General features: G+C 58.6%; 24 protein-coding genes. 21 read left to right on the forward strand and 3 right to left on the reverse strand.

Features of this window, described 5'->3' with window-relative positions; translation table 11 throughout:
* Window positions 1-56 precede the first annotated feature (56 nt).
* Window positions 57-863 carry an inositol monophosphatase family protein gene (locus AAFH99_RS07360; RefSeq protein ID WP_043317366.1) on the reverse strand — a complete coding sequence of 269 codons (807 nt, stop codon included), beginning with the start codon at window positions 861-863 and terminating at the stop codon, window positions 57-59.
* A gap of 239 nt (window positions 864-1,102) precedes the next feature.
* Here AAFH99_RS07360 and trmJ point away from each other — a divergent pair, with 239 nt between their 5' ends.
* From trmJ to AAFH99_RS07465, 21 genes are all read left to right on the forward strand, one after another.
* Window positions 1,103-1,882, forward strand: a complete 780-nt coding sequence (trmJ, locus tag AAFH99_RS07365) for a tRNA (cytosine(32)/uridine(32)-2'-O)-methyltransferase TrmJ (RefSeq protein ID WP_043318397.1) — start codon at window positions 1,103-1,105, stop codon at window positions 1,880-1,882.
* 224 nt (window positions 1,883-2,106) lie between these two features.
* Complete coding sequence (gene iscR, locus AAFH99_RS07370; protein ID WP_043317364.1) at window positions 2,107-2,601, forward strand: Fe-S cluster assembly transcriptional regulator IscR; 495 nt, start codon at window positions 2,107-2,109, stop codon at window positions 2,599-2,601.
* Between the two features lie 110 nt (window positions 2,602-2,711).
* A complete protein-coding gene (locus AAFH99_RS07375) occupies window positions 2,712-3,926 on the forward strand; it encodes an IscS subfamily cysteine desulfurase (RefSeq protein ID WP_043318395.1) in 1,215 nt (404 codons plus the stop codon).
* A gap of 39 nt (window positions 3,927-3,965) precedes the next feature.
* On the forward strand, window positions 3,966-4,382 hold the full coding sequence (iscU, locus tag AAFH99_RS07380) for a Fe-S cluster assembly scaffold IscU (protein WP_043317362.1): 417 nt from the start codon (window positions 3,966-3,968) through the stop codon (window positions 4,380-4,382).
* A 41-nt stretch (window positions 4,383-4,423) separates the two neighbouring features.
* Entirely contained in the window at window positions 4,424-4,747 is a 324-nt protein-coding gene (iscA, locus tag AAFH99_RS07385; protein ID WP_043317360.1) for an iron-sulfur cluster assembly protein IscA, read from the forward strand.
* A 100-nt stretch (window positions 4,748-4,847) separates the two neighbouring features.
* Window positions 4,848-5,366: a co-chaperone HscB gene (gene hscB / locus AAFH99_RS07390; protein ID WP_043318391.1), complete on the forward strand. Its 519-nt coding sequence runs from the start codon at window positions 4,848-4,850 to the stop codon at window positions 5,364-5,366.
* 9 nt (window positions 5,367-5,375) lie between these two features.
* Window positions 5,376-7,256, forward strand: coding sequence for a Fe-S protein assembly chaperone HscA (gene hscA, locus AAFH99_RS07395; RefSeq protein WP_406829063.1), 1,881 nt, complete (start codon window positions 5,376-5,378; stop codon window positions 7,254-7,256).
* A gap of 30 nt (window positions 7,257-7,286) precedes the next feature.
* On the forward strand, window positions 7,287-7,625 hold the full coding sequence (fdx, locus tag AAFH99_RS07400) for an ISC system 2Fe-2S type ferredoxin (protein WP_043317355.1): 339 nt from the start codon (window positions 7,287-7,289) through the stop codon (window positions 7,623-7,625).
* A gap of 13 nt (window positions 7,626-7,638) precedes the next feature.
* Window positions 7,639-7,833: a Fe-S cluster assembly protein IscX gene (gene iscX / locus AAFH99_RS07405; protein WP_043317353.1), complete on the forward strand. Its 195-nt coding sequence runs from the start codon at window positions 7,639-7,641 to the stop codon at window positions 7,831-7,833.
* Between the two features lie 305 nt (window positions 7,834-8,138).
* A complete protein-coding gene (gene ndk, locus AAFH99_RS07410) occupies window positions 8,139-8,564 on the forward strand; it encodes a nucleoside-diphosphate kinase (protein ID WP_043318389.1) in 426 nt (141 codons plus the stop codon).
* A gap of 117 nt (window positions 8,565-8,681) precedes the next feature.
* A complete protein-coding gene (rlmN, locus tag AAFH99_RS07415; RefSeq protein ID WP_406829064.1) occupies window positions 8,682-9,827 on the forward strand; it encodes a 23S rRNA (adenine(2503)-C(2))-methyltransferase RlmN in 1,146 nt (381 codons plus the stop codon).
* 81 nt (window positions 9,828-9,908) lie between these two features.
* Entirely contained in the window at window positions 9,909-10,697 is a 789-nt protein-coding gene (pilW, locus tag AAFH99_RS07420; protein WP_051687010.1) for a type IV pilus biogenesis/stability protein PilW, read from the forward strand.
* Window positions 10,684-11,706: a RodZ domain-containing protein gene (locus tag AAFH99_RS07425; RefSeq protein WP_043317346.1), complete on the forward strand. Its 1,023-nt coding sequence runs from the start codon at window positions 10,684-10,686 to the stop codon at window positions 11,704-11,706. The genes pilW and AAFH99_RS07425 overlap by 14 nt, the downstream gene beginning before the upstream one ends.
* Before the next feature lie 264 nt (window positions 11,707-11,970).
* Window positions 11,971-13,092 carry a flavodoxin-dependent (E)-4-hydroxy-3-methylbut-2-enyl-diphosphate synthase gene (gene ispG, locus AAFH99_RS07430; RefSeq protein WP_043317345.1) on the forward strand — a complete coding sequence of 374 codons (1,122 nt, stop codon included), beginning with the start codon at window positions 11,971-11,973 and terminating at the stop codon, window positions 13,090-13,092.
* 101 nt (window positions 13,093-13,193) lie between these two features.
* Complete coding sequence (gene hisS / locus AAFH99_RS07435) at window positions 13,194-14,456, forward strand: histidine--tRNA ligase (protein ID WP_406829065.1); 1,263 nt, start codon at window positions 13,194-13,196, stop codon at window positions 14,454-14,456.
* A gap of 89 nt (window positions 14,457-14,545) precedes the next feature.
* Entirely contained in the window at window positions 14,546-15,316 is a 771-nt protein-coding gene (locus tag AAFH99_RS07440) for a tetratricopeptide repeat protein (protein ID WP_043317343.1), read from the forward strand.
* Window positions 15,313-16,497: an outer membrane protein assembly factor BamB gene (gene bamB / locus AAFH99_RS07445; protein ID WP_406829066.1), complete on the forward strand. Its 1,185-nt coding sequence runs from the start codon at window positions 15,313-15,315 to the stop codon at window positions 16,495-16,497. Before AAFH99_RS07440 ends, bamB begins: the two co-directional genes overlap by 4 nt.
* Window positions 16,498-16,680: 183 nt before the next feature.
* Complete coding sequence (gene der, locus AAFH99_RS07450) at window positions 16,681-18,075, forward strand: ribosome biogenesis GTPase Der (RefSeq protein ID WP_043317341.1); 1,395 nt, start codon at window positions 16,681-16,683, stop codon at window positions 18,073-18,075.
* Between the two features lie 227 nt (window positions 18,076-18,302).
* On the forward strand, window positions 18,303-19,760 hold the full coding sequence (locus AAFH99_RS07455) for an NAD-dependent succinate-semialdehyde dehydrogenase (RefSeq protein WP_043317339.1): 1,458 nt from the start codon (window positions 18,303-18,305) through the stop codon (window positions 19,758-19,760).
* A 120-nt stretch (window positions 19,761-19,880) separates the two neighbouring features.
* Entirely contained in the window at window positions 19,881-20,600 is a 720-nt protein-coding gene (tsaA, locus tag AAFH99_RS07460; protein WP_406829067.1) for a tRNA (N6-threonylcarbamoyladenosine(37)-N6)-methyltransferase TrmO, read from the forward strand.
* Window positions 20,597-21,094 carry a protein disulfide oxidoreductase gene (locus AAFH99_RS07465; protein WP_406829068.1) on the forward strand — a complete coding sequence of 166 codons (498 nt, stop codon included), beginning with the start codon at window positions 20,597-20,599 and terminating at the stop codon, window positions 21,092-21,094. The genes tsaA and AAFH99_RS07465 overlap by 4 nt, the downstream gene beginning before the upstream one ends.
* 100 nt (window positions 21,095-21,194) lie before the next feature.
* On the opposite strand, the gene yacG is transcribed toward AAFH99_RS07465, so the two are convergent.
* Both yacG and coaE read right to left on the reverse strand, forming a co-directional pair.
* Window positions 21,195-21,401 (reverse strand): DNA gyrase inhibitor YacG, encoded by a 207-nt coding sequence (gene yacG / locus AAFH99_RS07470; protein ID WP_406829069.1) that lies wholly within the window; start codon window positions 21,399-21,401, stop codon window positions 21,195-21,197.
* Between the two features lie 19 nt (window positions 21,402-21,420).
* Window positions 21,421-22,035 carry a dephospho-CoA kinase gene (gene coaE, locus AAFH99_RS07475; protein ID WP_406829070.1) on the reverse strand — a complete coding sequence of 205 codons (615 nt, stop codon included), beginning with the start codon at window positions 22,033-22,035 and terminating at the stop codon, window positions 21,421-21,423.
* Between the last annotated feature and the right edge of the window lie 4 nt (window positions 22,036-22,039).

Genomic DNA, 22,039 nt, shown 5'->3' on the forward strand with positions numbered 1-22,039 from the left:
GGGGCAGCGCGATAACGGCGTGGTGCCGTCACCGGGCGCTGCCCGCCGCTGCTGGATTATTGGCGAATTTTACCCAGGTGCTTGCCGACGATTTGCAGTAGAGGCTTGAAGGTTTTGGGGGTGGCACAAACCAGATTGCCAGAGTCCAGGTATTCGTTGCCGCCGCGGAAATCACTGATCAGGCCGCCGGCCTCTTTCACCAGCAGCGAGCCTGCGGCGATATCCCAAGTGTTCAGATACATTTCCCAGAAGCCATCGAAGCGGCCAGCGGCCACATAGGCCAAGTCTAGCGCGGCGGCACCTGGGCGGCGGATGCCCGCGGTCTGTCCGGCGATGTCTTTCATTGCTCCAAGGTAGCCATCGATATTATCGAAGGAGTCGCCGTTAAACGGGATGCCGGTGCCAATCAATGCGCCGTTCAGACCCTGGCGGTTGGACACACGGATGCGGCGGCCATTCAGGGCGGCGCCTCGTCCGCGGCTCGCGGTGAACTCTTCCCGTTTGATGGGGTCCAGCACCACGGCGTGCTCGATCTGGCCTTTGTGCTTGCAGGCGATGGAAATGGCGAAGTGGGGGAGGCCATGGATAAAGTTGGTGGTGCCGTCCAGCGGATCGATAATCCACTCGTATTCCGGCTCGGCGCCTTCCTGAATGCCGCTTTCTTCGGCGCGAATGCTGTGCTTGGGGTAGGCTTTGCGCAGGTGGTAGATGATCTCCTGCTCGCTGGCCTTGTCCACTTCCGTCACGTAATCGTTGCGCCCCTTTTCTTCAAACTTCATCAGGTCGCCGCGCTCCCAGGCGCGCTCGATCAGTTCACCGGCCTTGCGCGCCGCGCGCAGGGCAATATTCAGCATGGGTTCCATAGGGATTCCGCGATCAGTAGTGGATTGTGAATGGTAAAAAGCAATGTCGGGCCTGCCGACGGTCGCGATTGTAGGGATTTCCGTTCAATTTTGCTACACTCCGCGCCCGTTTTGTCATGGCCAAGTCTAGGCTAGTGCGGGTGTGTCCCGTAGGTCGGGTCTTGGCCCGAATTTCCCCGTTCATCCAGTTCATATCCGGAATCACCATGGCGACTTCCCCTTCGGAAACCTCAACTCAGATGGCTTCTCAGTCCGCGCTCGCGGCGCTGGGCAATATCCGCGTGGTGCTGGTGAACAGCGCGCACCCCGGCAATATTGGCGGCGCGGCGCGAGCGCTCAAGAATATGGGGTTGCGCCAGCTCTATCTGGTGCAGCCTCGCGAGTTTCCCGCGGCCAATGCGGTATGGCGGGCGGCGGGTGCCGCCGAGCTGCTGGACAGTGCGGTGGTTGTGGAGACGCTGGAGGAGGCGGTCGCCGACTGCGGGCTGGTAGTGGCCACCAGTGCTCGTGAGCGGCGTATTCCCTGGCCGCTGCTGACGCCGCGAGAGTGCGGTGTCCGCGCTGTGGCTGAGGCCAAATCTCACCCGGTTGCCCTAGTGTTCGGTCGTGAGGACCGCGGGCTGACGAACGAGGAGTTGCAGGCCTGCAATTTCCACGTGCATATCCCGGCTAATCCGGAGTACAGCTCTCTCAATCTGGCAACGGCGGTACAGGTGCTGGTCTACGAGGCTCGAATGGCGGCGCTGGAAGCCGATAAGGGTGAAGCGCTGAAGTTCACCGACTGGGACAGGCCGCCTGCCAAAGCGGCCGATATGGAGCTCTACTACGAGCATCTCGAGCTGGCACTGGCCGAACTCGGGTTTATCGATCCGGACAATCCCCGTCAAACCATGACCCGCCTCCGCAGACTGTTCAGTCGAGTGCGTCCGGACGATATGGAGCTGGGCATTCTGCGCGGCATGCTGACCGCTATCCAGAACCATATCCATCGCAGTGGTGGCAAGGGTCGCCCGGACTGACCTGGGCCCGTCTCGGTTATGTCTGGGTGGTCAAAGCTGATAACCAATAGGTCTAAGCAAACGCCAAATACCCGACCATAACGCTCGGCTATATACTTGACTGAAGTAGTGGGTTATTCCATACTCGCGCCCCGAATCAGTAGTGCCGGTAAGGGCTGCAGGGCGTCATCGAACGCCCGGCGACGCTGATTGGCGCGACCAGGTGCGACTTTCCAGGAGAGGGTATGCGGTTAACAACCAAAGGGCGGTATGCGGTCACAGCGATGCTGGACCTGGCGTTACACGCCGAACGCGGCCCCATCAGTCTGGCGGATATTTCCAAGCGTCAGGAAATCTCCCTTTCCTACCTGGAGCAGCTTTTTTCCCGGCTGCGTCAGTCCGGGCTGGTGTCCAGTGTGCGCGGCCCCGGTGGCGGCTACCGTCTGGCGCGTCCGGGCGCTGAGATCTGTGTGGCGGAAATCATTGATGCCGTCAATGAGTCCGTCGATGCCACCAGCTGTGGCGGTAATAGCGACTGCTCGGCCGGTGAGCAATGTCTCACTCATTACCTGTGGACAGACCTCAGTCATCAGATTCACGGCTTTCTCAATGGTATCAGTCTGGCGGACATGGTCGCTCGCGCCGAAGTGCAGGAAGTGGCCCGTCGTCAGGATGGCCGCAGTGCCGCTCTGGGCGACAACATTGAGCAGAAAGTAGCGATTATCGGCGGCTTGCAGTAAGGTGCCGGCCGCCCGGTCAGGCACTGCGTTCTGGCCAGCAAAAAATTTGGACGCAAATTAGCGACAGCAGTATGGCGCCGAACAATATCGGCGAGTGGAGACAAGAGATTATGAAGCTTCCCATTTATCTGGATTATTCGGCTACATGTCCGGTAGACCCGCGCGTCGCCAGTAAAATGGCGGAGCAGTTGACCATGGAAGGCAACTTCGGTAACCCCGCTTCTCGCTCCCACCTGTTCGGTTGGAAGGCGGAAGAGGCGGTGGAAGATGCCCGTCGCCAGGTAGCGGAACTGGTCAACGCGGACCCGCGGGAAATCGTCTGGACCAGCGGTGCCACCGAGTCTGACAACCTTGCGATCAAGGGCGCTGCGCATTTCTATCAGGGGCGCGGTAAGCACATCATTACCTCTAAGATCGAGCATAAGGCCGTTCTGGATACCTGCCGCCAGCTGGAGCGTGAAGGGTTTGAGGTTACATACCTGAATCCTAAGGAAGACGGTATCGTCTATCCGGAGCAGGTGGAAGAGGCGATGCGCGAAGACACCATTCTGGTGAGCCTGATGCACGTCAATAACGAGATTGGCGTGATCAATGATATCGCTGCAATTGGCGAGCTGTGCCGCGCGCGCAAGGTTATTTTTCACGTAGATGCGGCCCAGAGCGCCGGCAAGATCGAAATCGACCTGGCGGAGCTGAAAGTGGATCTGATGTCCTTCTCCGCCCACAAAGTTTACGGCCCTAAAGGTATTGGCGCTCTGTACGTTCGCCGCAAGCCGCGGGTACGTATCGAGGCCCAGATGCATGGTGGTGGTCACGAGCGCGGTATGCGCTCCGGCACGTTGGCAACCCACCAGATTGTGGGTATGGGGGAGGCTTTCCGTATCGCCAAAGAAGAAATGGCGGAAGAGGCCAAGCGCATGGTTGCGCTGCGCGAGCGTTTCTGGAGCCAGATCAGCGATATGGAAGAGGTGCACATTAACGGTTCCGCGGAGCAGCGTGTACCGGGCAACCTGAACGTGAGCTTCGCGTTTGTGGAAGGCGAGAGCCTGATTATGTCGCTGAAGGACTTGGCGATCTCTTCCGGCTCCGCCTGTACATCTGCCAGTCTGGAGCCCAGTTACGTACTGCGCGCCCTGGGTGTCAACGACGAGTTGGCTCACAGTTCGCTGCGCTTCAGTTTTGGTCGTTTCACCACGGAACAGGACGTGGATACTGCGGCCAAAGAAGTAAGGAAGGCAGTAGAAAAACTGCGCGAGCTGTCCCCACTCTGGGATATGTACAAGGATGGTGTTGATCTCAGCACCATCGAATGGGCAGCCCACTAACGCACTGCCGAAATCAGGAATTTTTGAGAGGGTATAGTCATGGCCTATAGCGATAAAGTAATTGACCACTACGAGCACCCCCGTAACGTTGGCCGTCTGGACGATAAGGCGGATAACGTGGGTACCGGTATGGTTGGCGCCCCGGCCTGTGGTGACGTAATGCGTCTGCAGATTCAGGTGAACGATAACGGCATTATCGAAGACGCCAAGTTCAAAACCTACGGCTGCGGTTCTGCCATCGCTTCCAGCTCCCTGCTCACCGAATGGGTGAAGGGTAAGTCTCTGGATGAGGCGGCACAGATCAAGAACACCGAGATCGCCGAAGAGCTGGCGTTGCCGCCGGTGAAAATTCACTGCTCCGTGCTGGCGGAAGACGCTATCAAGGCGGCAGTGAACAATATTCGCGAAAAACGCGGTGAAAAGAGCAGTGAAGCAGCAGAACAGGCTGCGGGCTAAGCGCCAGCACTGAATAGACAGAGAAGTAAGGAGTAGCTCCGATGGCAATTACCATGACCGAAGCGGCCCGGGCACACGTTGCCAAACAGCTGGCCAGTCGCGGTAAAGGTATTGGTATTCGTGTGGGTGTAAAAACCGCCGGCTGCTCTGGTATGGCGTACGTGCTTGAGTTCGTAGACCAGGCCGAGGCGGAGGACCAGGTGTTCGATGCCGGTGATGTGAAGCTGATCGTCGACCCGAAGAGTCTCGCTTATCTCGACGGCACCGAGCTGGACTTTGTCAAAGAGGGGTTGAACGAGGGTTTCGCCTTCAAAAACCCCAACGTCAAGAATGAGTGCGGTTGCGGCGAGAGCTTTCACGTATAAGGCTCGAGCGCAGCAGCAACAAGGCCGGGTGCGCGACTGCATGCCGGCCTTTTTGTTATCTGGTGGCACTTTCTGTAGCGAAGCTCTCGCAGTGATAACTATGCAACAAAATCACTTTGAAATTTTTGGTCTTCCGGTCTCTTATTCGATCGATCGTCAGGCGCTGGCACAGCGCTATCGCGAACTGCAGCAGGAGTTTCACCCGGACCGCTTTGCGGCAAAGTCCGAGCGCGAGCAGATGCTTGCGATGCAATACGCGGCGCAGATCAATGAGGCGAATAATACGCTGAAAGACCCGGTGGCGCGCGCCGCTTACCTGTTGAAGCTGGCCGGTGTGGAAATCAATCCGGAGCAGACCACTGCCGACGGCGAATTCCTGATGCAGCAGATGATTTTGCGCGAGCGTTTAGAGGAGGTGCGCGAAGCCTCTGACCCGGAAGCGGAACTCGAAGACCTCGCGAGCGAAACCGCGCAGTTGTTCAAGGTGCAGGAGCAGGCGTTCGCGCAGGCTTTAGAACATAGTGCGCTGGAAGATGCGAAAAGCGCGCTCCTGAAACTGCAGTTTCTCGCCAAGCTGCAGCGCCAGATTGAAGAGCTCGAAGAAGATTTATTGGATTAAGACTGACTTATGGCATTACTGCAGATCTCCGAACCCGGCCAGACCCCCGAACCCCACGAGCGCAAGCGCGCTGTAGGCATCGACCTCGGCACCACCAATTCCCTGGTGGCAACGGTGCGCAGTGGCTCTGCGGAAGCGCTGCCTGCGGAAGATGGCCAAGCCATTTTGCCCTCTGCGGTGCGTTACACCGAGCAGGGGGTGGAAGTGGGCTACGGCGCTCGCGCCGCCGCCGGTGAAGATCCTTACAACACCCTTATTTCCATCAAGCGTCTGATGGGGCGTGGCATCGCCGATATCAAACACTTCGGCGAGCAGTTGCCGTACAAATTCAGCGAAGACAAGTCCGGCATGCCGTCCATCGAAACGGTAGCCGGTGCGGTGAACCCGGTGCAGGTATCCGCAGAAATCCTCAAGGTTCTCGCCGAGCGCGGTGCGCAATCCCTGGGCGGCCCGCTGGACGGTGCAGTGATCACCGTGCCTGCGTATTTTGATGACGCCCAGCGCCAGGCCACCAAAGATGCCGCCAAACTGGCGGGGCTGAAAGTACTGCGCCTGTTAAACGAACCCACCGCTGCCGCCGTGGCCTACGGGCTCGACAAGGCCGACGACGGTAGCGACGTGGCCGACAAAACCATCGCCGTATATGACCTCGGCGGCGGTACCTTTGATATTTCCATTCTGCGCCTGTCCAAGGGTGTGTTCGAAGTGCTGTCGACCGGCGGCGACAGCGCCCTCGGCGGTGATGACTTCGACCGCGCCGTGGCCGAGTGGATGGCCGCGGAAGCGGGGCTTGGTACCGATCTCGATGCCGGCACCCAGCGCAAACTGCTGAATGCCGCCTGCGCCGCCAAAGAGGCACTGGCCGCCGAGACCTCGGTGGCGGTTGCATACGGTGACTGGTCCGCGCAACTGCATCGCGCCAAGCTGGCCGAGCTGCTGGATCCGCTGATCACTAAAACCCTGCGCGCCTGCAAGCGTGCCTTGCGCGATGCGGATCTCACCGCGGACGACGTGGAAGAAGTGGTTCTGGTGGGCGGCTCTACCCGCACCCTGCGCGTGCGGGAGAAAGTGCAGGAATTTTTCGGTCGCGAGCCCCATGCGGATATCGACCCGGATCAGGTGGTCGCCATCGGCGCGGCGATTCAGGCGGACGTACTTGTGGGCAACAAGTCCCGCGAAGACCTGTTGTTGCTCGATGTTATCCCGCTGTCCCTGGGTATCGAGACCATGGGTGGCCTCACGGAAAAATTAATCCACCGTAACACCACCATCCCCGTGGCCAAGGCCCAGGAATTCACCACCTTCAAAGACGGCCAGACTGCCATGGCCATTCACGTAGTGCAGGGCGAGCGCGAGCTGGTGAGTGACTGCCGCTCGTTGGCCCGTTTCGAGCTTCGCGGCATCCCGCCCATGGTGGCCGGCGCGGCGCATATCCGCGTAACCTACCAGGTGGATGCGGACGGTTTGCTGTCCGTAACCGCCATGGAAAAGAGCAGCGGCGTGCAGGCGGAAATCACCGTCAAGCCGTCTTACGGCCTTGAGGACTCCGATATCACCCGCATGTTGCAGGACTCCTACGCCAACGCCGAGGAAGATATTGCCGTGCGCGCCCAGCGTGAGGCCCAGGTGGAAGCCGAGCGTACCCTGGAGGCGATGCTTGTCGCCCTGCAGGAAAATGGTGCGGAGCTGTTGAGCGAAAGTGAGCTGGCAGAGTTGGAGCGCGCCATGGAAGCCTTGCGCCTGGCCCATAACGGCGGCACTGCGGAAGAGATTCGCTCCCGCATTGACGAGCTGAATGCACTTTCCGAGCCCTTCGCCGCGCGCCGTATGGATGCTTCCATCAAACGCGCCATGCAGGGCCACAGTCTGGATGAATTCGACAAGCCCTGAGGGCGGTCGCGATTAATAGAGAAATAAGTTATGCCGAAAATCGTATTCCTACCCCACGAAGAGCTGTGTCCCGATGGCAAGGTTATTGAAGTGGAGCCGGGCATCAGCGTGTGCGACGCTGCATTGAAAAATGGCGTGGACATCGAGCATGCCTGTGAAAAGGCCTGCGCCTGCACCACCTGCCATGTGATCGTGCGCGAGGGCTTTGATTCTCTGGGCGAGCCCGACGAGCTGGAAGAGGACCTGCTGGACAAGGCCTGGGGTCTGGAGCCGGAATCCCGTCTGTCCTGTCAGGCGATTGTGGATAAAGAAGACCTGGTGGTCGAAATTCCCAAGTACACCATCAATCAGGTTTCCGAAAAACACTGAGGGCTCTGCCGGTATGAAATGGACAGACATTCACGATATCGCCATCGAACTCAGCGATACCTACCCGGACAAGGATCCGTTGACGGTCAACTTCGTCGACCTGCGCAAGTGGGTGATGGATCTGCCGGAATTCGACGACGATCCGGACCGCTGCGGCGAGAAGATTCTGGAGGCCATTCAGGCCGCGTGGATCGAAGAAAGCGAATAAAGCCCGTCATGCCGGACTCGATCCGGCATCCAGCGCTACGGAGCTCTGTTCTCAGGATCCCGGGTCAGGCCCGGGATGACGGAAGACAACCGTATTCCGTAGGGTGGATAAGCGCAGCGCATCCACCAAATCAAACAGTACAAACTTCATCAATCAACGCGTATAATCCGCGCTCCGCGAACCCGGATTGGTTAATTAATCGACAGTTTCCGCGGTGAGAGAATTCAGGGAAGAGCAACGTGAGTTGCTCTTTTCGTATCTGTCTTAAGACAAATTTTTTGCAAAACCTAGAAATGGAGAAAATCATGGCCGTGGAACGTACCCTGTCCATCATCAAGCCGGACGCCGTAGCCAAGAACGTTATCGGTGAAATCGAGAGCCGCTTCGAGAAAGCGGGCCTGCGCATTGTCGCCATGAAGATGGTTCAGCTGTCTCAGGAGAAAGCGGAAGGTTTCTATGCCGAGCACAAAGAGCGTCCTTTCTTCAAAGACCTGGTTGAATTCATGACCTCTGGCCCGGTTGTTGTACAGGTTCTGGAAGGCGAGAACGCCATTCTGGCCAACCGCGACCTGATGGGCGCCACCAACCCGAAAGAAGCCGACGCTGGCACCATCCGTGCAGACTTTGCTGACAGCATCGATGCCAACGCGGTACACGGTTCCGACTCCGCGGCTTCCGCCGAGCGCGAAGTAAGCTACTTCTTCTCTGCCGAAGAAATCTGCGCACGCTAATCAGCGCCGCAATCGTCATCCCGGGCTTGACCCGGGATCCAGACACTGGATGCCGGATCAAGTCCGGCATGACGAAGTTTTTGAATTTCCGCACCGCTACCGGTGCAAGGTGAATCCATGACCGAAGTACGGACAGTTGTACAGACCGAGAAAGTTAACCTGCTGGGGCTTTCCGTAGACAAGCTCGCGGACTTCTTTGCCGGTTTGGGCGAGAAACGCTTTCGCGCGGTACAGGTCCTGAAGTGGATTCACCAGAATGGCGTGGACGATTTTGAGCAGATGACCAACGTCAGTAAGGTCATGCGTGCCAAACTGTCCGAGATCGCCGAAGTCCGCGCCCCCAAAGTCCTCAAACAGATGGATTCCGCCGACGGCACCCGCAAATGGCTCATCGAAGTCGCCGGCGGTAATGTGATCGAGACCGTCTATATCCCCGATGGTGACCGCGGCACTTTATGTGTCTCCTCCCAGGTGGGTTGTTCCCTGGACTGCAGCTTCTGTGCCACCGGCAAGCAGGGCTTCAACCGCGACCTGACCGCGGCCGAGATCATTGGCCAGGTGTGGATCGCGTGTAAATCTTTTGGTCAGCTGCAACCAAACGGCCCGCGCAAGGTGACCAATGTGGTGATGATGGGCATGGGTGAGCCCCTGCTCAACTTCGACAATGTGGTCGATGCCATGAACCTGATGATGGAAGACAATGCCTACGGTATCTCCAAGCGTCGGGTCACCTTGAGCACCTCCGGTGTGGTACCGGCTCTGGATCGCCTGGCGGAAGTGACCGATGTCAGCCTGGCGATTTCCCTGCACGCACCCAACGACGAGCTGCGCAACGTGCTGGTGCCGATCAACAAGAAGTACCCCATCGCCATGCTGCTCGACAGCGCCAAGCGCTACATCGAGAATATGCCGGATAATCACCGCAAGATGACCATCGAGTACACCATGATCCGGGAGGTGAACGACCGCCCGGAACATGCGGAGCAGCTGGCAGAGTTGCTGCGTGATGTGCCGGTAAAGATAAATCTGATACCCTTCAACCCGTTCGAGCTGTCCGATTATCAGCGGGTCAGCAACAACGCTTTGCGACGTTTTCAACAGATTTTGTTGGACAAAGGCTATACCGTAACCGTGCGTACCACCCGGGGCGACGATATCGCTGCGGCCTGTGGTCAGCTGGCCGGCCAGGTGAACGACCGCACCCGCCGCTCCGAGCGTTATCGCAACGCCGAGCGCCCGGTGAGGATTGTGGGCCAGGCATAACGGCTTTGATCGCTTCTGGGCATTGCCGAATGGATTTGGCGTGCGAGGTTGTACGCACCCCATAACCATAAGGTGAGGCTAGTGTTAGCAAGAATTTCCAATCCGGCGCTCCTTGCCGGATTACTGATCACCCTGCTGCTGGGCGGCTGTGTGGCCACCGGCCCCGGTGGCAAACAGATCGACCTCGACAAGGCCCGTGAGACTCACATCCAGCTCGGACTGCGCTACTTGCAAAGTGGCAGCGATAACCGCGAGATGGCCCGTCATCATTTCCAGGAAGCTCTCAAGCTGGGCAAGCGCGACCCTCAGGCCCATCACGGGCTGGCATTGCTGTACCAGGCCGATGGTGAGCTGAAAGTGGCCGAATCCCACTTTGAAAAAGCATTGCGCTACGACCGTAATTTTTCCATGGCCCGGGTGAACTACGGGGTATTTCTGTATCAGCAGGAGCGTTATCGGGATGCCAGAGATCAGTTCAAGACGGCCTCTGAAGATCTCACCTACAATCGCCGCTCCTATGCACTGGCCAACCTCGGCCGTGCGGAGCTTCGATTGCATGAGCTGGATAGTGCCGAGCAGGCATTCACCAAGGCGTTGGCCCTGAGCCCCGGCCTGCCGGTGGCGCTGCTGGAGCTGGCAGAGCTCAAGTTTGAAAAGCAGGACTACACCCAGGCCAAGCAGTATCTGGACCGCTTTACCGAAAAGAACCGGCAGGTGCCCCAATCCCTGTGGCTCGGTATTCGTATTGAAAAAATCTTTGGTAATCGTGACAAGGAAAGAAGTTACGCCCTCGCGTTGAAAAACCTCTTTCCCTATTCAGCGGAAACGCTGAAGTATCAACAGATGATGGCCGAAAATGAGCAGCAATAATCCCGTTTCTGAGCCGGCCGCAGCGGCCGCTAACCCCGTTTCCGTCGGTGGCCAGTTGCGCCACGCCCGTGAGCAGGCAGGCCTGGGTGTGGACGAGCTGGCGCGCCGCCTGTGTATGACCGCAGACAAGCTGGAGGCACTGGAGCGGGACGATTTTGAGCGGCTTGCCGGCGCCACTTATGTGCGCGGCTATATCCGCAATACTTGCAAAGAGTTGGGGCTGGACGCCGCCCCGGTACTGGAAACGTTTGCGCAACAGGTACCGGTCGAGTCTGCGGTGCACGTTCCAGAAATGCCCCGCGGTGCCGCCATGCCTCGTGGTGGACAGCCAAGTGAAGGCGGGTCGCTATTCGCTCCTGCGGTTTTGGTGCTCGCCATGGCAGCGGCTGGCGGATATTGGTGGTTCGGTGTGCAAGGTGCAAATGTTGCGCCGGCGGTAGACCCCGCGATGGCTGAGGCGACCCCCGCGGGGCGTTTTACCACAGAGGTGGCCCCGGCATCGAAGGATGCAGTGGAGTCCGAGTTCGATACCTTCGGCGCAGCCGATCCAGAGCGGATGGGGGGCGAGATAGCGGGAATCGCACCTGAAGAAAGCGCAGTTGATCCAGTGCCGGCGGATATCGAGTTGTATAGTGCCCAGGGCGCTCCCGCGGTCGCTGTTGGAGCGACAGTGGAGTCGATTGACGATGTCGAATCCGCCGTGACCCCGGCACCAGCGGTGACTGCGGTCGCGGAAGCACCCTCGGATATTGCGACGAGCGTGGAAGAGGGGGCTCCCTTGTCGTTGACCTTCAGCGAAGAATCCTGGGTGGAAGTGACCGATGCCGCAGGTAACAAATTGCTGGCCAAGCTACAGCCCGCCGGATCTACCGTGGAGTTGACTGGTGAGGCACCGTTCAATCTGATGCTGGGCAATGCCGCCGCCACCACTGTCAGCTATGCCGGTGAAGTGGTGGACAGTGCTCCGCTGGGCAATCGCCGCACCCGCAAGCTTATTGTGGGCGGATGAAGCTAAGTCGGCTTGGTCGTGCGGCGACCTCTTAGAATCGTAGCGAGCGGGTGCCTGCTGGTGCCCGCCGGAGCGCAGAAAGCGGAGTGTATGGTTAATACATGAGCATTTGACCGGGCTGGCGCACCAGCACCGCCTAGCGCCGCCAGGCACTCGCGCAGTAGATTCTATGAGGTGGCCTGTAGGTTTGCGCCCAATCTATCTATAATCTCCCCGTTTTTTTACCGTCACCCATACCCGCTTAAAGCCAACGCAGGTTCTGTTATGCAGTTCGAGTCACCCATAGTTCGCCGCGTGTCACGCCAGATCATGGTGGGCAATGTGCCGGTCGGCGGTGGTGCGCCCATCTCCGTACAGAGCATGACCAACACCGAGACCTGCGATGTGGCCGCTACCGTGGCCCAGATCCAGCGACTGGAGAAGGCGGGCGCAGATATCGTGCGGGTGTCGGTTCCGTCCATGGAGGCTGCGGAAGCCTTCGGCGAGATCAAAAAGCAGGTAGCCGTGCCGCTGGTGGCGGACATCCACTTTGACTATCGCATCGCCCTGCGGGTTGCTGATCTGGGTGTGGATTGCCTGCGCATTAATCCGGGCAATATCGGCCGCGAAAAGCGCATTCGCGCAGTGGTGGACAAGGCGCGGGATCTGAATATCCCGATCCGCATCGGTGTGAACGCCGGCTCCCTGGAAAAGGACCTGCAGAAAAAATACGGCGAGCCCACCCCGGACGCGCTGGTGGAATCCGCTCTGCGCCACGTCGATATTCTGGACAGCCTGAACTTCCAGGACTTCAAGGTAAGCGTTAAGGCCTCGGATATTTTTATGGCCACCGCGGCCTACCGCAAACTGGCCTCCCAGATTGAGCAGCCGCTGCACCTGGGTATCACCGAAGCGGGCGGCCTGCGCTCCGGTACGGTCAAGTCAGCCATCGGCCTCGGTGCCCTGTTGCTGGACGGTATCGGCGATACCCTGCGGGTATCCCTTGCCGCGGATCCGGTGGAAGAAGTGAAGGTGGGATGGGATCTGCTGAAGAGCCTGCGCCTGCGCACCAAGGGCATCAACTTTATTGCCTGCCCCAGCTGCTCGCGCCAGAACTTCGACGTGGTGAAGACCATGAACGAGCTGGAAACCCGCCTGGAAGATATCACCACCCCGCTGGATGTAGCGGTGATTGGCTGTATCGTAAATGGTCCGGGTGAAGCCAAAGAGGCGGATATCGGCCTCGCCGGCGGCACCCCGAGCCATGCGATTTATGTGGACGGCCAACCGGACCGCAAATTCAAAAATGACAACCTGGTGGAAGACCTGGAAAAACTGATCCGCGAAAAGGCCGCCGCTAAAGAGGCCCAGGAAGCGAGCATCATCGCCAAGGAAACCACCGAGTAATTTAGATACCCCGTCATCCCGGACTCGATCCGGGATCCAGCTCCGTAACTGGATACCGGCCTGCGCCGGCATGACGACAGAGCAGACATTAAGGACCACCGTTGAAACAACTTCGCGCCATCCGCGGCATGAATGACCTGCAGCCCACCCAGTCACCGGTGTGGCAATACGTGGAAAGCACCCTCAGCGAACTCTTCGCCCGCTACGGCTACAGCGAGATCCGCACGCCGATCCTGGAAGCGACGCAACTGTTCGCCCGCGCCGTTGGTGAAGCCACCGATATTGTCGAAAAGGAAATGTATACCTTCGACGACAAGAGCGGCGACAGCGTCACCCTGCGCCCTGAAGGTACCGCGGGTACCGTGCGTGCGGCGATCCAGAACAACCTGCTGATCCAGCCCCAGCGCCTCTGGTACTTCGGCCCCATGTTCCGCTACGAGCGCCCGCAGAAAGGCCGCCTGCGCCAGTTCCACCAGTTTGGTGTGGAGGTGTTCGGCATCGAAGGACCGGATATCGACGCCGAGATCCTGATGATGACCGCGCGCCTGTGGAAACAGCTGGGCGTATCCGAGCATGTCACCCTGCAGCTGAACTCCCTCGGCAACAGCGAAAGCCGCGCAGCCTTCCGCGATGCACTGGTGGAATACCTGTCAGCACGCAAGGATCAGCTGGACGAAGACAGTCAACGCCGGCTGGAAAAGAATCCGCTGCGGATTCTCGACAGCAAAAATCAGGATACCCAGGCTCTGCTCGAAGAGGCGCCATGCCTGTTGGACTTCCTCGACGACGAATCCCGCGCGCATTTCGACCAGCTGCGCGCCTTCTTGGACGCCGCCGGCGTAGCCTATGAAGTAAATCCGCGCCTGGTGCGCGGTCTCGACTACTATGGCAAGACCGTTTTCGAATGGGTGACCGATAGCCTCGGCGCCCAGGGCACCGTCTGTGCCGGCGGCCGTTACGACGGCCTGGTCGAACAGATGGGCGGCAAACCCACCCCGGCAGTCGGCTTCGGCCTCGGTGTGGAGCGCCTAGTGCTGTTACTGGAAACCCTGGAAGTACTGCCAGATACCCTGGATCAACAGGTAGATGCCTATCTGGTGGCAGTGGGTGATGTACAATCAGCCGCCCTGGCCGCGGCGGAGCAGCTGCGCAGTGACCTGCCTTGGCTGCGCCTGCAGACCCACTGTGGCGGGGGCAGCTTTAAAAGCCAGATGAAGAAGGCCGACAAGAGCAATGCGGATTACGCACTGATCATCGGCGAAGACGAAGCGGCTGCGGGGCAGGTAACGGTGAAGTCCCTGCGTGCAGAAGTAGAGCAGCAGACCGTGGCGGTCTCCGAGCTGGCCGCGCTTTTACAGAATTGATTCGTCGCGAGCGGGGCTGACTCCGCATCGCGTAGAAAATCAACGATCAACATTTCAAGACCTGGTATCGGGAATAAGGCAAATAACAAATGGCAGACCATCTGACAGAAGAAGAACAGATCGAATCCATCAAGCGCTGGTGGAAAGAAAACGGTACCGGCATTGTTACCGGTGTTGTACTGGCGCTGGCGTCATACTTTGGCTGGCAGTGGTGGCAGGGCAAGGAGCGCAGCGAAGCTGAAGCGGCCTCCAACGTATACCAGAGCTTTGTAGACGCTGTTTCCGCCAATGAGGGCAAACCGGACAACAAGCAGCTCACCACGGCTCAATCTCTCGCTCGTGAACTGAAAGATGATTACGCCAAGCGGATCTACGCCGCTCAGGCCTCTCTGGAGCTGGCGGCGCTGGCCGCGAGAGAAAATGATCTGGAAACGGCAGCCAAGGAGCTGCAGTGGGCGCTGGATAATACCAATGACGAGGCGTTGAAGCTGCTGGCCAAGCGACGTCTTGCCGCCGTGAAAGCCGCTCGTGGTGAAACCAAAGAAGCATTGAAACTGCTGGAAGGTGAGGTGCCGCCCGCATTCGCATCTCTGTACGCGGAAACCCGCGGTGACATTCTGGTGCAGCAGGGTGATAAAGACGCCGCTCGCACGGCTTACCAGGAAGCGCGCGCACAAATTCTGCCGGAGCAGGCGGCCAACTCCCGCCTACTGGACCTGAAGATCGAAAGTCTGGGTGAAGCACCGCAAAGTGACTCCCAGACAGATGATGCTCAATCCAATGAAACCAAGGAAGCTGCGCCGCTGTCTGAATCCGACAACGATTCAGACAATGCAGAAACGGAGAACAACGCGCAATGATAAGCACGCACACCGGTAACCGCTTCGCGGCGGGCAAGACACTCAACCGATTTCTTGCCGTGGCCCTGGCCGCGATGATCAGTGCCTGTGCTTCCAATGATGAAAAGGAAGACACAGACCCGGTGGAGCTCACCGAGATTCAGGAAAGTGTAAAGCTGCGCGAAGTGTGGTCCACCAATATTGGTGATATCGATGCGCTTCGCTACGCCATGCTGAAACCCGGCATCATCGACGGCAAGATTATCGCCGCCAATAGCGACGGTGATGTGTACGCGCTGGACCGCGCCACCGGCAAGCGCCTGTGGAAAACTGATATTGACCGCTCCATCGGTGGTGGTGTCGGTGTCGGTCTCGGTATTGCCGTGGTTGCGGATTTCCGCGGCCGTATTGTGGCTCTTGACCTCAATACGGGTGAACAGCGCTGGAACACCCAGCTAAGCGGCGAGGTGGTATCCACCCCGGCCGTTGGTGCCGGTATGGTGGTGGTGCAGACCGTCGACGGCAAGCTCCTGGGGCTGGATGCCAGCACTGGCGAGCAGCGCTGGCGCCACAATACCGCACTGCCGGTATTGACCCTGCGTGGTACCTCCAGCCCGGTCATTACCGGTGGCGTCGTATTTGCCGGTCTGGATAATGGCAAATTGATTGCGTTGAGTGCCACCGATGGTTTGACCCGCTGGGAACAGCGTGTGGCCATTCCGCAAGGCTCTGCAGAACTGGAGCGGGTTGTGGATATCGACGGTGCACCGCTGGTGCGCGGTGAGCTGGTTTTCGCTGCCAGCTATCAGGGCCGGGTGGTCGCACTGTCCCGTGAAGACGGCCGTGGCCTCTGGGCCCGTGATGCTTCCACAAACCACGGTGTGGCGGTGGGCGCCGGCCAGGTATTCCTGAGCGGCGCCGACGGCAGTGTCCACGCCTACAATGTAGGTAATGGACAGATTCAGTGGACAAACAGTGAGCTGCTGCGCAGGGAAGTGAGTGGCCCCGCGTATTTTGGTGATGTGGTGGTTGTGGGCGACCTGGACGGCTACCTGCACGCCCTGGACCCGAATACGGGTCGCTTCGTGGGCCGCACCCGCATCGATCGCGACCCGATCCGGATTCCGCTGCTGGCCGATGGCGACCTGCTGTTTGCCCTGTCCGACGACGGTGAGCTGGCCGCCCTCCGCCTGGAGCGCTAATCAATGGTGGATGCGCTGCGCTTATCTACCCTACGGCAATGCACTGTACCGTAGGGGGGATAAGCCGAAGGCGCATCCACCAACAAAACCACACCGGTTTTAAACAATCGCCCGCATTCCGCGGGCGTTCGTATTTCTGGTCGGGCCCAAAACAACCCGCCAGTTTTTGAGTATATTTGAATTATGTTGCCTGTAATCGCCCTGGTAGGGCGCCCCAATGTGGGTAAATCCACCCTGTTCAATCGCCTGACCAAGAGCCGCGACGCCCTTGTGGCGAACTACGCCGGTCTTACCCGCGACCGTAAATATGGCGAGGCCGAGTTCGAAGGCCACAAGATGATCCTGGTAGACACCGGTGGTATCAGCGGTGGCGAAGAGGGCATTGATGCCGCCATGGCCCAGCAATCCATGCAGGCCATCGAAGAGGCGGACTTTGTCCTGTTCCTGGTGGACTGTCGCGCCGGTCTGACGCCTGCAGACGAAATGATCGCCGAGCGGCTGCGTACCCGCTCCAAACCCACCATTCTCGTGGCCAATAAGGTAGACGGGGTGAACCCGGATATTGCGCTGGCCCCTTTCTACGAGCTGGGTATTGGTGAACTTTTCCCAACCACCGCCACCCACGGGCGCGGTGTGCGTTCCCTGATGGAGCGCCTGGTCAACGACCTGCCGGAAAATGCGCAGGAAGAACAGCCGGAAGAGGCTACCGGTATCAAGATCGGAATCGTTGGCCGCCCCAACGTGGGCAAGTCCACCCTGGTAAACCGCCTGCTGGGCGAAGATCGCGTCGTCGTCTTCGATCAGCCCGGTACCACTCGGGATAGCGTGTATATCAACTACACTCGCGACGAAAAGCCCTACACCATCATTGACACCGCAGGGATTCGCCGGCGTAAAAACGTCAAGGAATCCGTGGAGAAGTTCTCCATCGTCAAAACCCTGCAGGCGGTGGAAGACGCCAATGTGGTGGTACTGGTGATCGACGCCAGTGAAGGGCTGGTGGATCAGGATCTGCACCTGATGGGCACGGTGATTCAGTCCGGCCGCGCACTGGTTGTGGCCCTGAACAAGTGGGACGGCCTGGACCCGGATCACCGCGACTTTGTCAAAACCGAACTGGAGCGCCGTCTGCGCTTTGTGGACTTTGCCGATATCCACTTTATTTCCGCGTTGCACGGCACTGGTGTGGGCAACCTGTATCAGTCCATTGAAGCTGCCTATCAGTCTGCCACCGACAAACTCTCCACCAACCATCTGACGCGTATTCTTCAGTGGGCGGTAAGTGAGCACCAACCGCCACTGGTCAATGGTCACCGTATCAAGCTGCGCTACGCTCACGCCGGGGGCCAGAACCCGCCGGTGATCGTGATTCACGGCAACCAGACCTCGCAGGTGCCCAATCACTATGTGCGCTACCTGGAGAAAACCTACCGCAAGGCCCTGGATCTGCACGGTACCCCAGTGAAAATCGAGTTCCGGACCGGTGATAACCCCTATGCCGGCAAGAAAAACAAACTGAGTGACCGCCAGAAAGCCAAGAAGCGTCGCCTGATGAAGTTTGTGAAGAAGAAAAAATAAATTCGGTTGAAGTGGCGCCGGGGCGCCGCAATACCCGTAAGGTGAGGGCAAAGAATTCCGCGCAAGACTAAACTTGCCGGGAATTCAATGGTGGATGCGCCTTCGGCTTATCCACCCTACAAAACTCGTACTACCGAACCCGTAGGGTGGATAAGCCGAAGGCGCATCCACCAATCTACTCGTAGGAGCCTGCTTGCAGGCAAACCCAAAGGCACAAGGACCCCCACGTGATAAACCTTAAAAACCCCGATCTCCTACGCAAACAATCCTACATTAACGGCCAGTGGACGGACGCCGACTCCGGCAACACCCTCGACGTTACCAACCCCGCTAACGGTGAAACCCTCGCCACGATTGCCAGTCTTGGCGCAGAGGAAACCCGTCGCGCCATTGAAGCCGCAAACGCAGCCTGGCCCGCCTGGCGCGATCTGACTGTCAAAGAGCGGGCCAGAATACTGCGCGACTGGTACAACCTGATTATTGACCACGTCGATGACCTTGCCGCCATTCTGACCGCGGAGCAGGGCAAGCCGCTCGCGGAAGCCAAAACCGAAATAACCTATGGTGCGAACTATCTCGAGTGGTTTTCCGAAGAGGCCAAGCGCGCCTATGGTGATGTGATCGCGCCGCCATCGAACGACAAACGCATTGTTGTTATCAAACAACCCGTCGGAGTGACGGCTTCGATCACCCCGTGGAATTTCCCCAGCGCCATGATCGCGCGCAAGGTTGCCCCGGCACTGGCCGCAGGTTGTACCTTTGTCGCCAAGCCTGCATCGGAAACGCCGCTCTCTGCACTGGCGCTGGCGGTACTCGCGGAAAAAGCCGGGGTTCCGAAAGGTGTGTTCAACGTCGTCGTGGGTAAAAGCTCCCGGGAAATCGGTAGTGAGATGACATCTAATCCGCTGGTGCGCAAATTTACCTTTACCGGTTCTACCGCCGTGGGTAAACAGCTGGAAGCCCAGTGTGCCGAGACCATGAAGAAAACTTCCATGGAATTAGGCGGTAACGCGCCGTTTATTGTGTTTGACGATGCGGATATCGACGAAGCCGTCAAAGGCGCGATCATCTGCAAGTACCGCAACGCGGGGCAAACCTGTGTCTGTGCCAATCGGATCCTGGTGCAGGAAGGCGTGTACGATGAATTTGCCAAAAAATTCTCCGCCGCTGTCAGCCAGCTGAAAGTGGGCAATGGCACTGAGGAAGGCACCGACGTCGGCCCCATGATCAACCCCGGTGCCGTGGAAGATGTTAAAGCCTTGGTGGAAGATGCTGTGAGCAAGGGCGCCAAAACTCTGAACGACGGTGGCCCCAGCGATATGGGCGAGTGTTTTTATATGCCCACCGTGTTGGGCGACGCGGATGACACCATGCGCCTGTTCAAGGAAGAGATTTTTGGCCCGGTGGCGCCGCTGTTCAAATTTAAAACCGAGCAGGAAGCCATTCAAATGGCTAACGACACCGAGTTCGGACTTGCCTCCTATTTTTATTCCAGAGACATTGGTCGCATCTGGCGCGTTGCCGAAGGGCTGGAATATGGGATGGTCGGAATTAATGAGGGCATCATTTCCAATGAAATGGCCCCCTTCGGCGGTATCAAGGAATCCGGCAGCGGCCGTGAAGGTTCCAAGTACGGCATCGACGACTACCTGGAAATCAAATACCTGTGCATGGGGGGAATTTAGCGCTCCCTATTCCAGCGTGTCATACCGGCGGATGCCGGTATCCAGTGCGTTGGCACCGAGGCCGCTTCGTACCACCCACACTGGATCCCGGATCAAGTCCGGGATGACGTACAAAATAGAATGAACATTGTTCCCATCGCCACTACCCACTCCTGTTTCACCGAAAAGTTCGGCATCCCCCGCCAGCCTCTGCTGGCGGACGCCAGTCGCGCGTCCATCGAATTATTGCCACCCTACAATGACCCGGAAGCCGTTGCCGGCCTGGAGCAGCACAGCCACCTTTGGCTTACCTGGCAATTTCACAAGGTTGCCGGACAGTGGTCCCCGAAAGTGCGCCCACCACGTCTTGGAGGCAATAAAAAAGTCGGTGTTTTCGCCACCCGCTCGCCATTCCGGCCGAACAATATCGGCCTGTCTGTGGTGCGGCTGATTCAGGTGCGTCTGCACCCTACCGTGGAGCTTGTGGTTGCCGGGGCTGATTTAGTGGATGGCACACCCATCCTGGATATCAAACCCTACATCCCCTACGCCGATAGTGTCTCGGCGGCGACCAGCGAGCTGGCCGAAGCCTCGCCACCGATGATAGGCGTGCATATTCCGGAGCCGATACTGCGGCGGGCAAGAGAGTATCGCGATCAGCTCGGGACCGATCTGCCGCGACTTATCCAGCAGGTGCTCGGTCAGGATCCGAAGCCGGCCTATCAGCAGCCGGACCCCGAGCGGGTGTACGGCATGAAGCTCTGTGGATTCAATTTGCAATGGCGGTATCGGCAAGACGAGATCGAAGTGGTAGCTCTGGAGCCGCTGAGCGGTGAACTGGCGGGCGAGGTCAGCAAGTGAAGTGGCGTGGTGCGTTTTGGTCGCTAACCAAATTTATCCTGCTCGCCGCCGCGATCGTGACCGCTGTATCCTGGTATCACAGCCGCAATATGCCCAAGGGCCAGGCGCCAGAGCTACTGGCCCCGGATATCGATGGCCGACTTATCAGCCTGCAGAAGATGGTGGAGCAGGGCCCGGTACTTATCTACTTCTGGGCGACCTGGTGTGGGTATTGCCGCGTTGTTTCACCCGCGGTATCCGACCTGTCCACAGAACACCAGGTCATCACCATCGCCCTGCAGTCCGGCACTCCGGACGAAGTCGCCAATTACCAGGAAAAACACAACCTCAAATTCCGCACCATCAACGACCCCGCCGGTGCCCTAAGTGCAAGCTGGGGCCTGCAAGTGACCCCCACCATCGCAATTGTGGATACAGAAGGCAACGTCAGTACGGTAACCTCAGGAATGACCTCAAGACTTGGATTAAAAACAAGACTCTGGTTAGCCAACTGAGCCCGAAACCCTCGTCGTGCCGGACTTGATCCGGCATCCAGCTCATCAGGTCCCCCGATACCACTGGATCCCGGATCAAGCCCGGGGTGACGAGGTGGCATCAATGACGCGTCTTGGTAGGATCCAAATCCTCACTCATCACGTCATCAAACACCGGCTGCCCCGGAATCTTGTGCCCCTCACTGGCCCATTCGCCCAGGTCAATCAGTTTGCAGCGCTCGCAGCAAAATGGCCGGTAAGGGTTGGCTGGGCTCCATTCCATGGGCTTTTTGCAGGTCGGACAGGCTACGGTGGGTTTATCAGACATAAAACAGCTATTGCGACGACTATTGAGGGTGAATCGCCAGTTGGAGGTATTGCTGGTGCAGGGCATCCACCTGGGCGTATAGGGATTCAAGCGAACCGCTATTATCCAGAATATCGTCCGCCCTTGCACACCGCTCCGCCCGTGGCATCTGCGCATCCATAATCTTGCGGATCTGATCCACCGAATTGGCATCTCGGGCACTGGCGCGGGCCAGTTGGACCTCTTCCGGTATATCCACCACACAAATGCGCTGCACCAGTTCTGACTGGCTGGTTTCCAGTAGAAGAGGGGATTCAAGAATTGCGTAAGGCGCAGAGTGGGTTTCTGCGCTTGCCATCAGAGAGGCGATAATTTCTTCTCGGATCAGCGGGTGAGTCAACTGCTCCAACCAGCGCCGCTCGTCGGGATTATCAAATATCAGTTTGCGCAGGGCAGCCCGGTTGAGCCTTCCCTCCGGCAGAATAACCCCCGCCCCAAAGTGCTGCGCAATGGCATTCAGCGCCGGCCGGCCGGGCTCGACCACTACCCGTGCTGCCTGATCCGCGTCTACCACATTGACTCCATGATGCCGGAAGCGCGCCGCTGCGGCAGACTTGCCGCTACCGATACCGCCGGTCAACCCAACAGTAAACATGCGT

Source organism: Microbulbifer sp. ARAS458-1 (assembly GCF_045348205.1).
Classification (GTDB): domain Bacteria; phylum Pseudomonadota; class Gammaproteobacteria; order Pseudomonadales; family Cellvibrionaceae; genus Microbulbifer.

Coding starts and splice junctions, on each gene's coding strand:
- AAFH99_RS07360 (WP_043317366.1), bottom strand. CDS start 863: ATGGAACCCATGCTGAATATTGCCCTGCGCGCGGCGCGCAAGGCCGGT.
- trmJ (WP_043318397.1), top strand. CDS start 1,103: ATGGCTTCTCAGTCCGCGCTCGCGGCGCTGGGCAATATCCGCGTGGTG.
- iscR (WP_043317364.1), top strand. CDS start 2,107: ATGCGGTTAACAACCAAAGGGCGGTATGCGGTCACAGCGATGCTGGAC.
- AAFH99_RS07375 (WP_043318395.1), top strand. CDS start 2,712: ATGAAGCTTCCCATTTATCTGGATTATTCGGCTACATGTCCGGTAGAC.
- iscU (WP_043317362.1), top strand. CDS start 3,966: ATGGCCTATAGCGATAAAGTAATTGACCACTACGAGCACCCCCGTAAC.
- iscA (WP_043317360.1), top strand. CDS start 4,424: ATGGCAATTACCATGACCGAAGCGGCCCGGGCACACGTTGCCAAACAG.
- hscB (WP_043318391.1), top strand. CDS start 4,848: ATGCAACAAAATCACTTTGAAATTTTTGGTCTTCCGGTCTCTTATTCG.
- hscA (WP_406829063.1), top strand. CDS start 5,376: ATGGCATTACTGCAGATCTCCGAACCCGGCCAGACCCCCGAACCCCAC.
- fdx (WP_043317355.1), top strand. CDS start 7,287: ATGCCGAAAATCGTATTCCTACCCCACGAAGAGCTGTGTCCCGATGGC.
- iscX (WP_043317353.1), top strand. CDS start 7,639: ATGAAATGGACAGACATTCACGATATCGCCATCGAACTCAGCGATACC.
- ndk (WP_043318389.1), top strand. CDS start 8,139: ATGGCCGTGGAACGTACCCTGTCCATCATCAAGCCGGACGCCGTAGCC.
- rlmN (WP_406829064.1), top strand. CDS start 8,682: ATGACCGAAGTACGGACAGTTGTACAGACCGAGAAAGTTAACCTGCTG.
- AAFH99_RS07425 (WP_043317346.1), top strand. CDS start 10,684: ATGAGCAGCAATAATCCCGTTTCTGAGCCGGCCGCAGCGGCCGCTAAC.
- ispG (WP_043317345.1), top strand. CDS start 11,971: ATGCAGTTCGAGTCACCCATAGTTCGCCGCGTGTCACGCCAGATCATG.
- AAFH99_RS07440 (WP_043317343.1), top strand. CDS start 14,546: ATGGCAGACCATCTGACAGAAGAAGAACAGATCGAATCCATCAAGCGC.
- bamB (WP_406829066.1), top strand. CDS start 15,313: ATGATAAGCACGCACACCGGTAACCGCTTCGCGGCGGGCAAGACACTC.
- der (WP_043317341.1), top strand. CDS start 16,681: ATGTTGCCTGTAATCGCCCTGGTAGGGCGCCCCAATGTGGGTAAATCC.
- tsaA (WP_406829067.1), top strand. CDS start 19,881: ATGAACATTGTTCCCATCGCCACTACCCACTCCTGTTTCACCGAAAAG.
- yacG (WP_406829069.1), bottom strand. CDS start 21,401: ATGTCTGATAAACCCACCGTAGCCTGTCCGACCTGCAAAAAGCCCATG.
- coaE (WP_406829070.1), bottom strand. CDS start 22,035: ATGTTTACTGTTGGGTTGACCGGCGGTATCGGTAGCGGCAAGTCTGCC.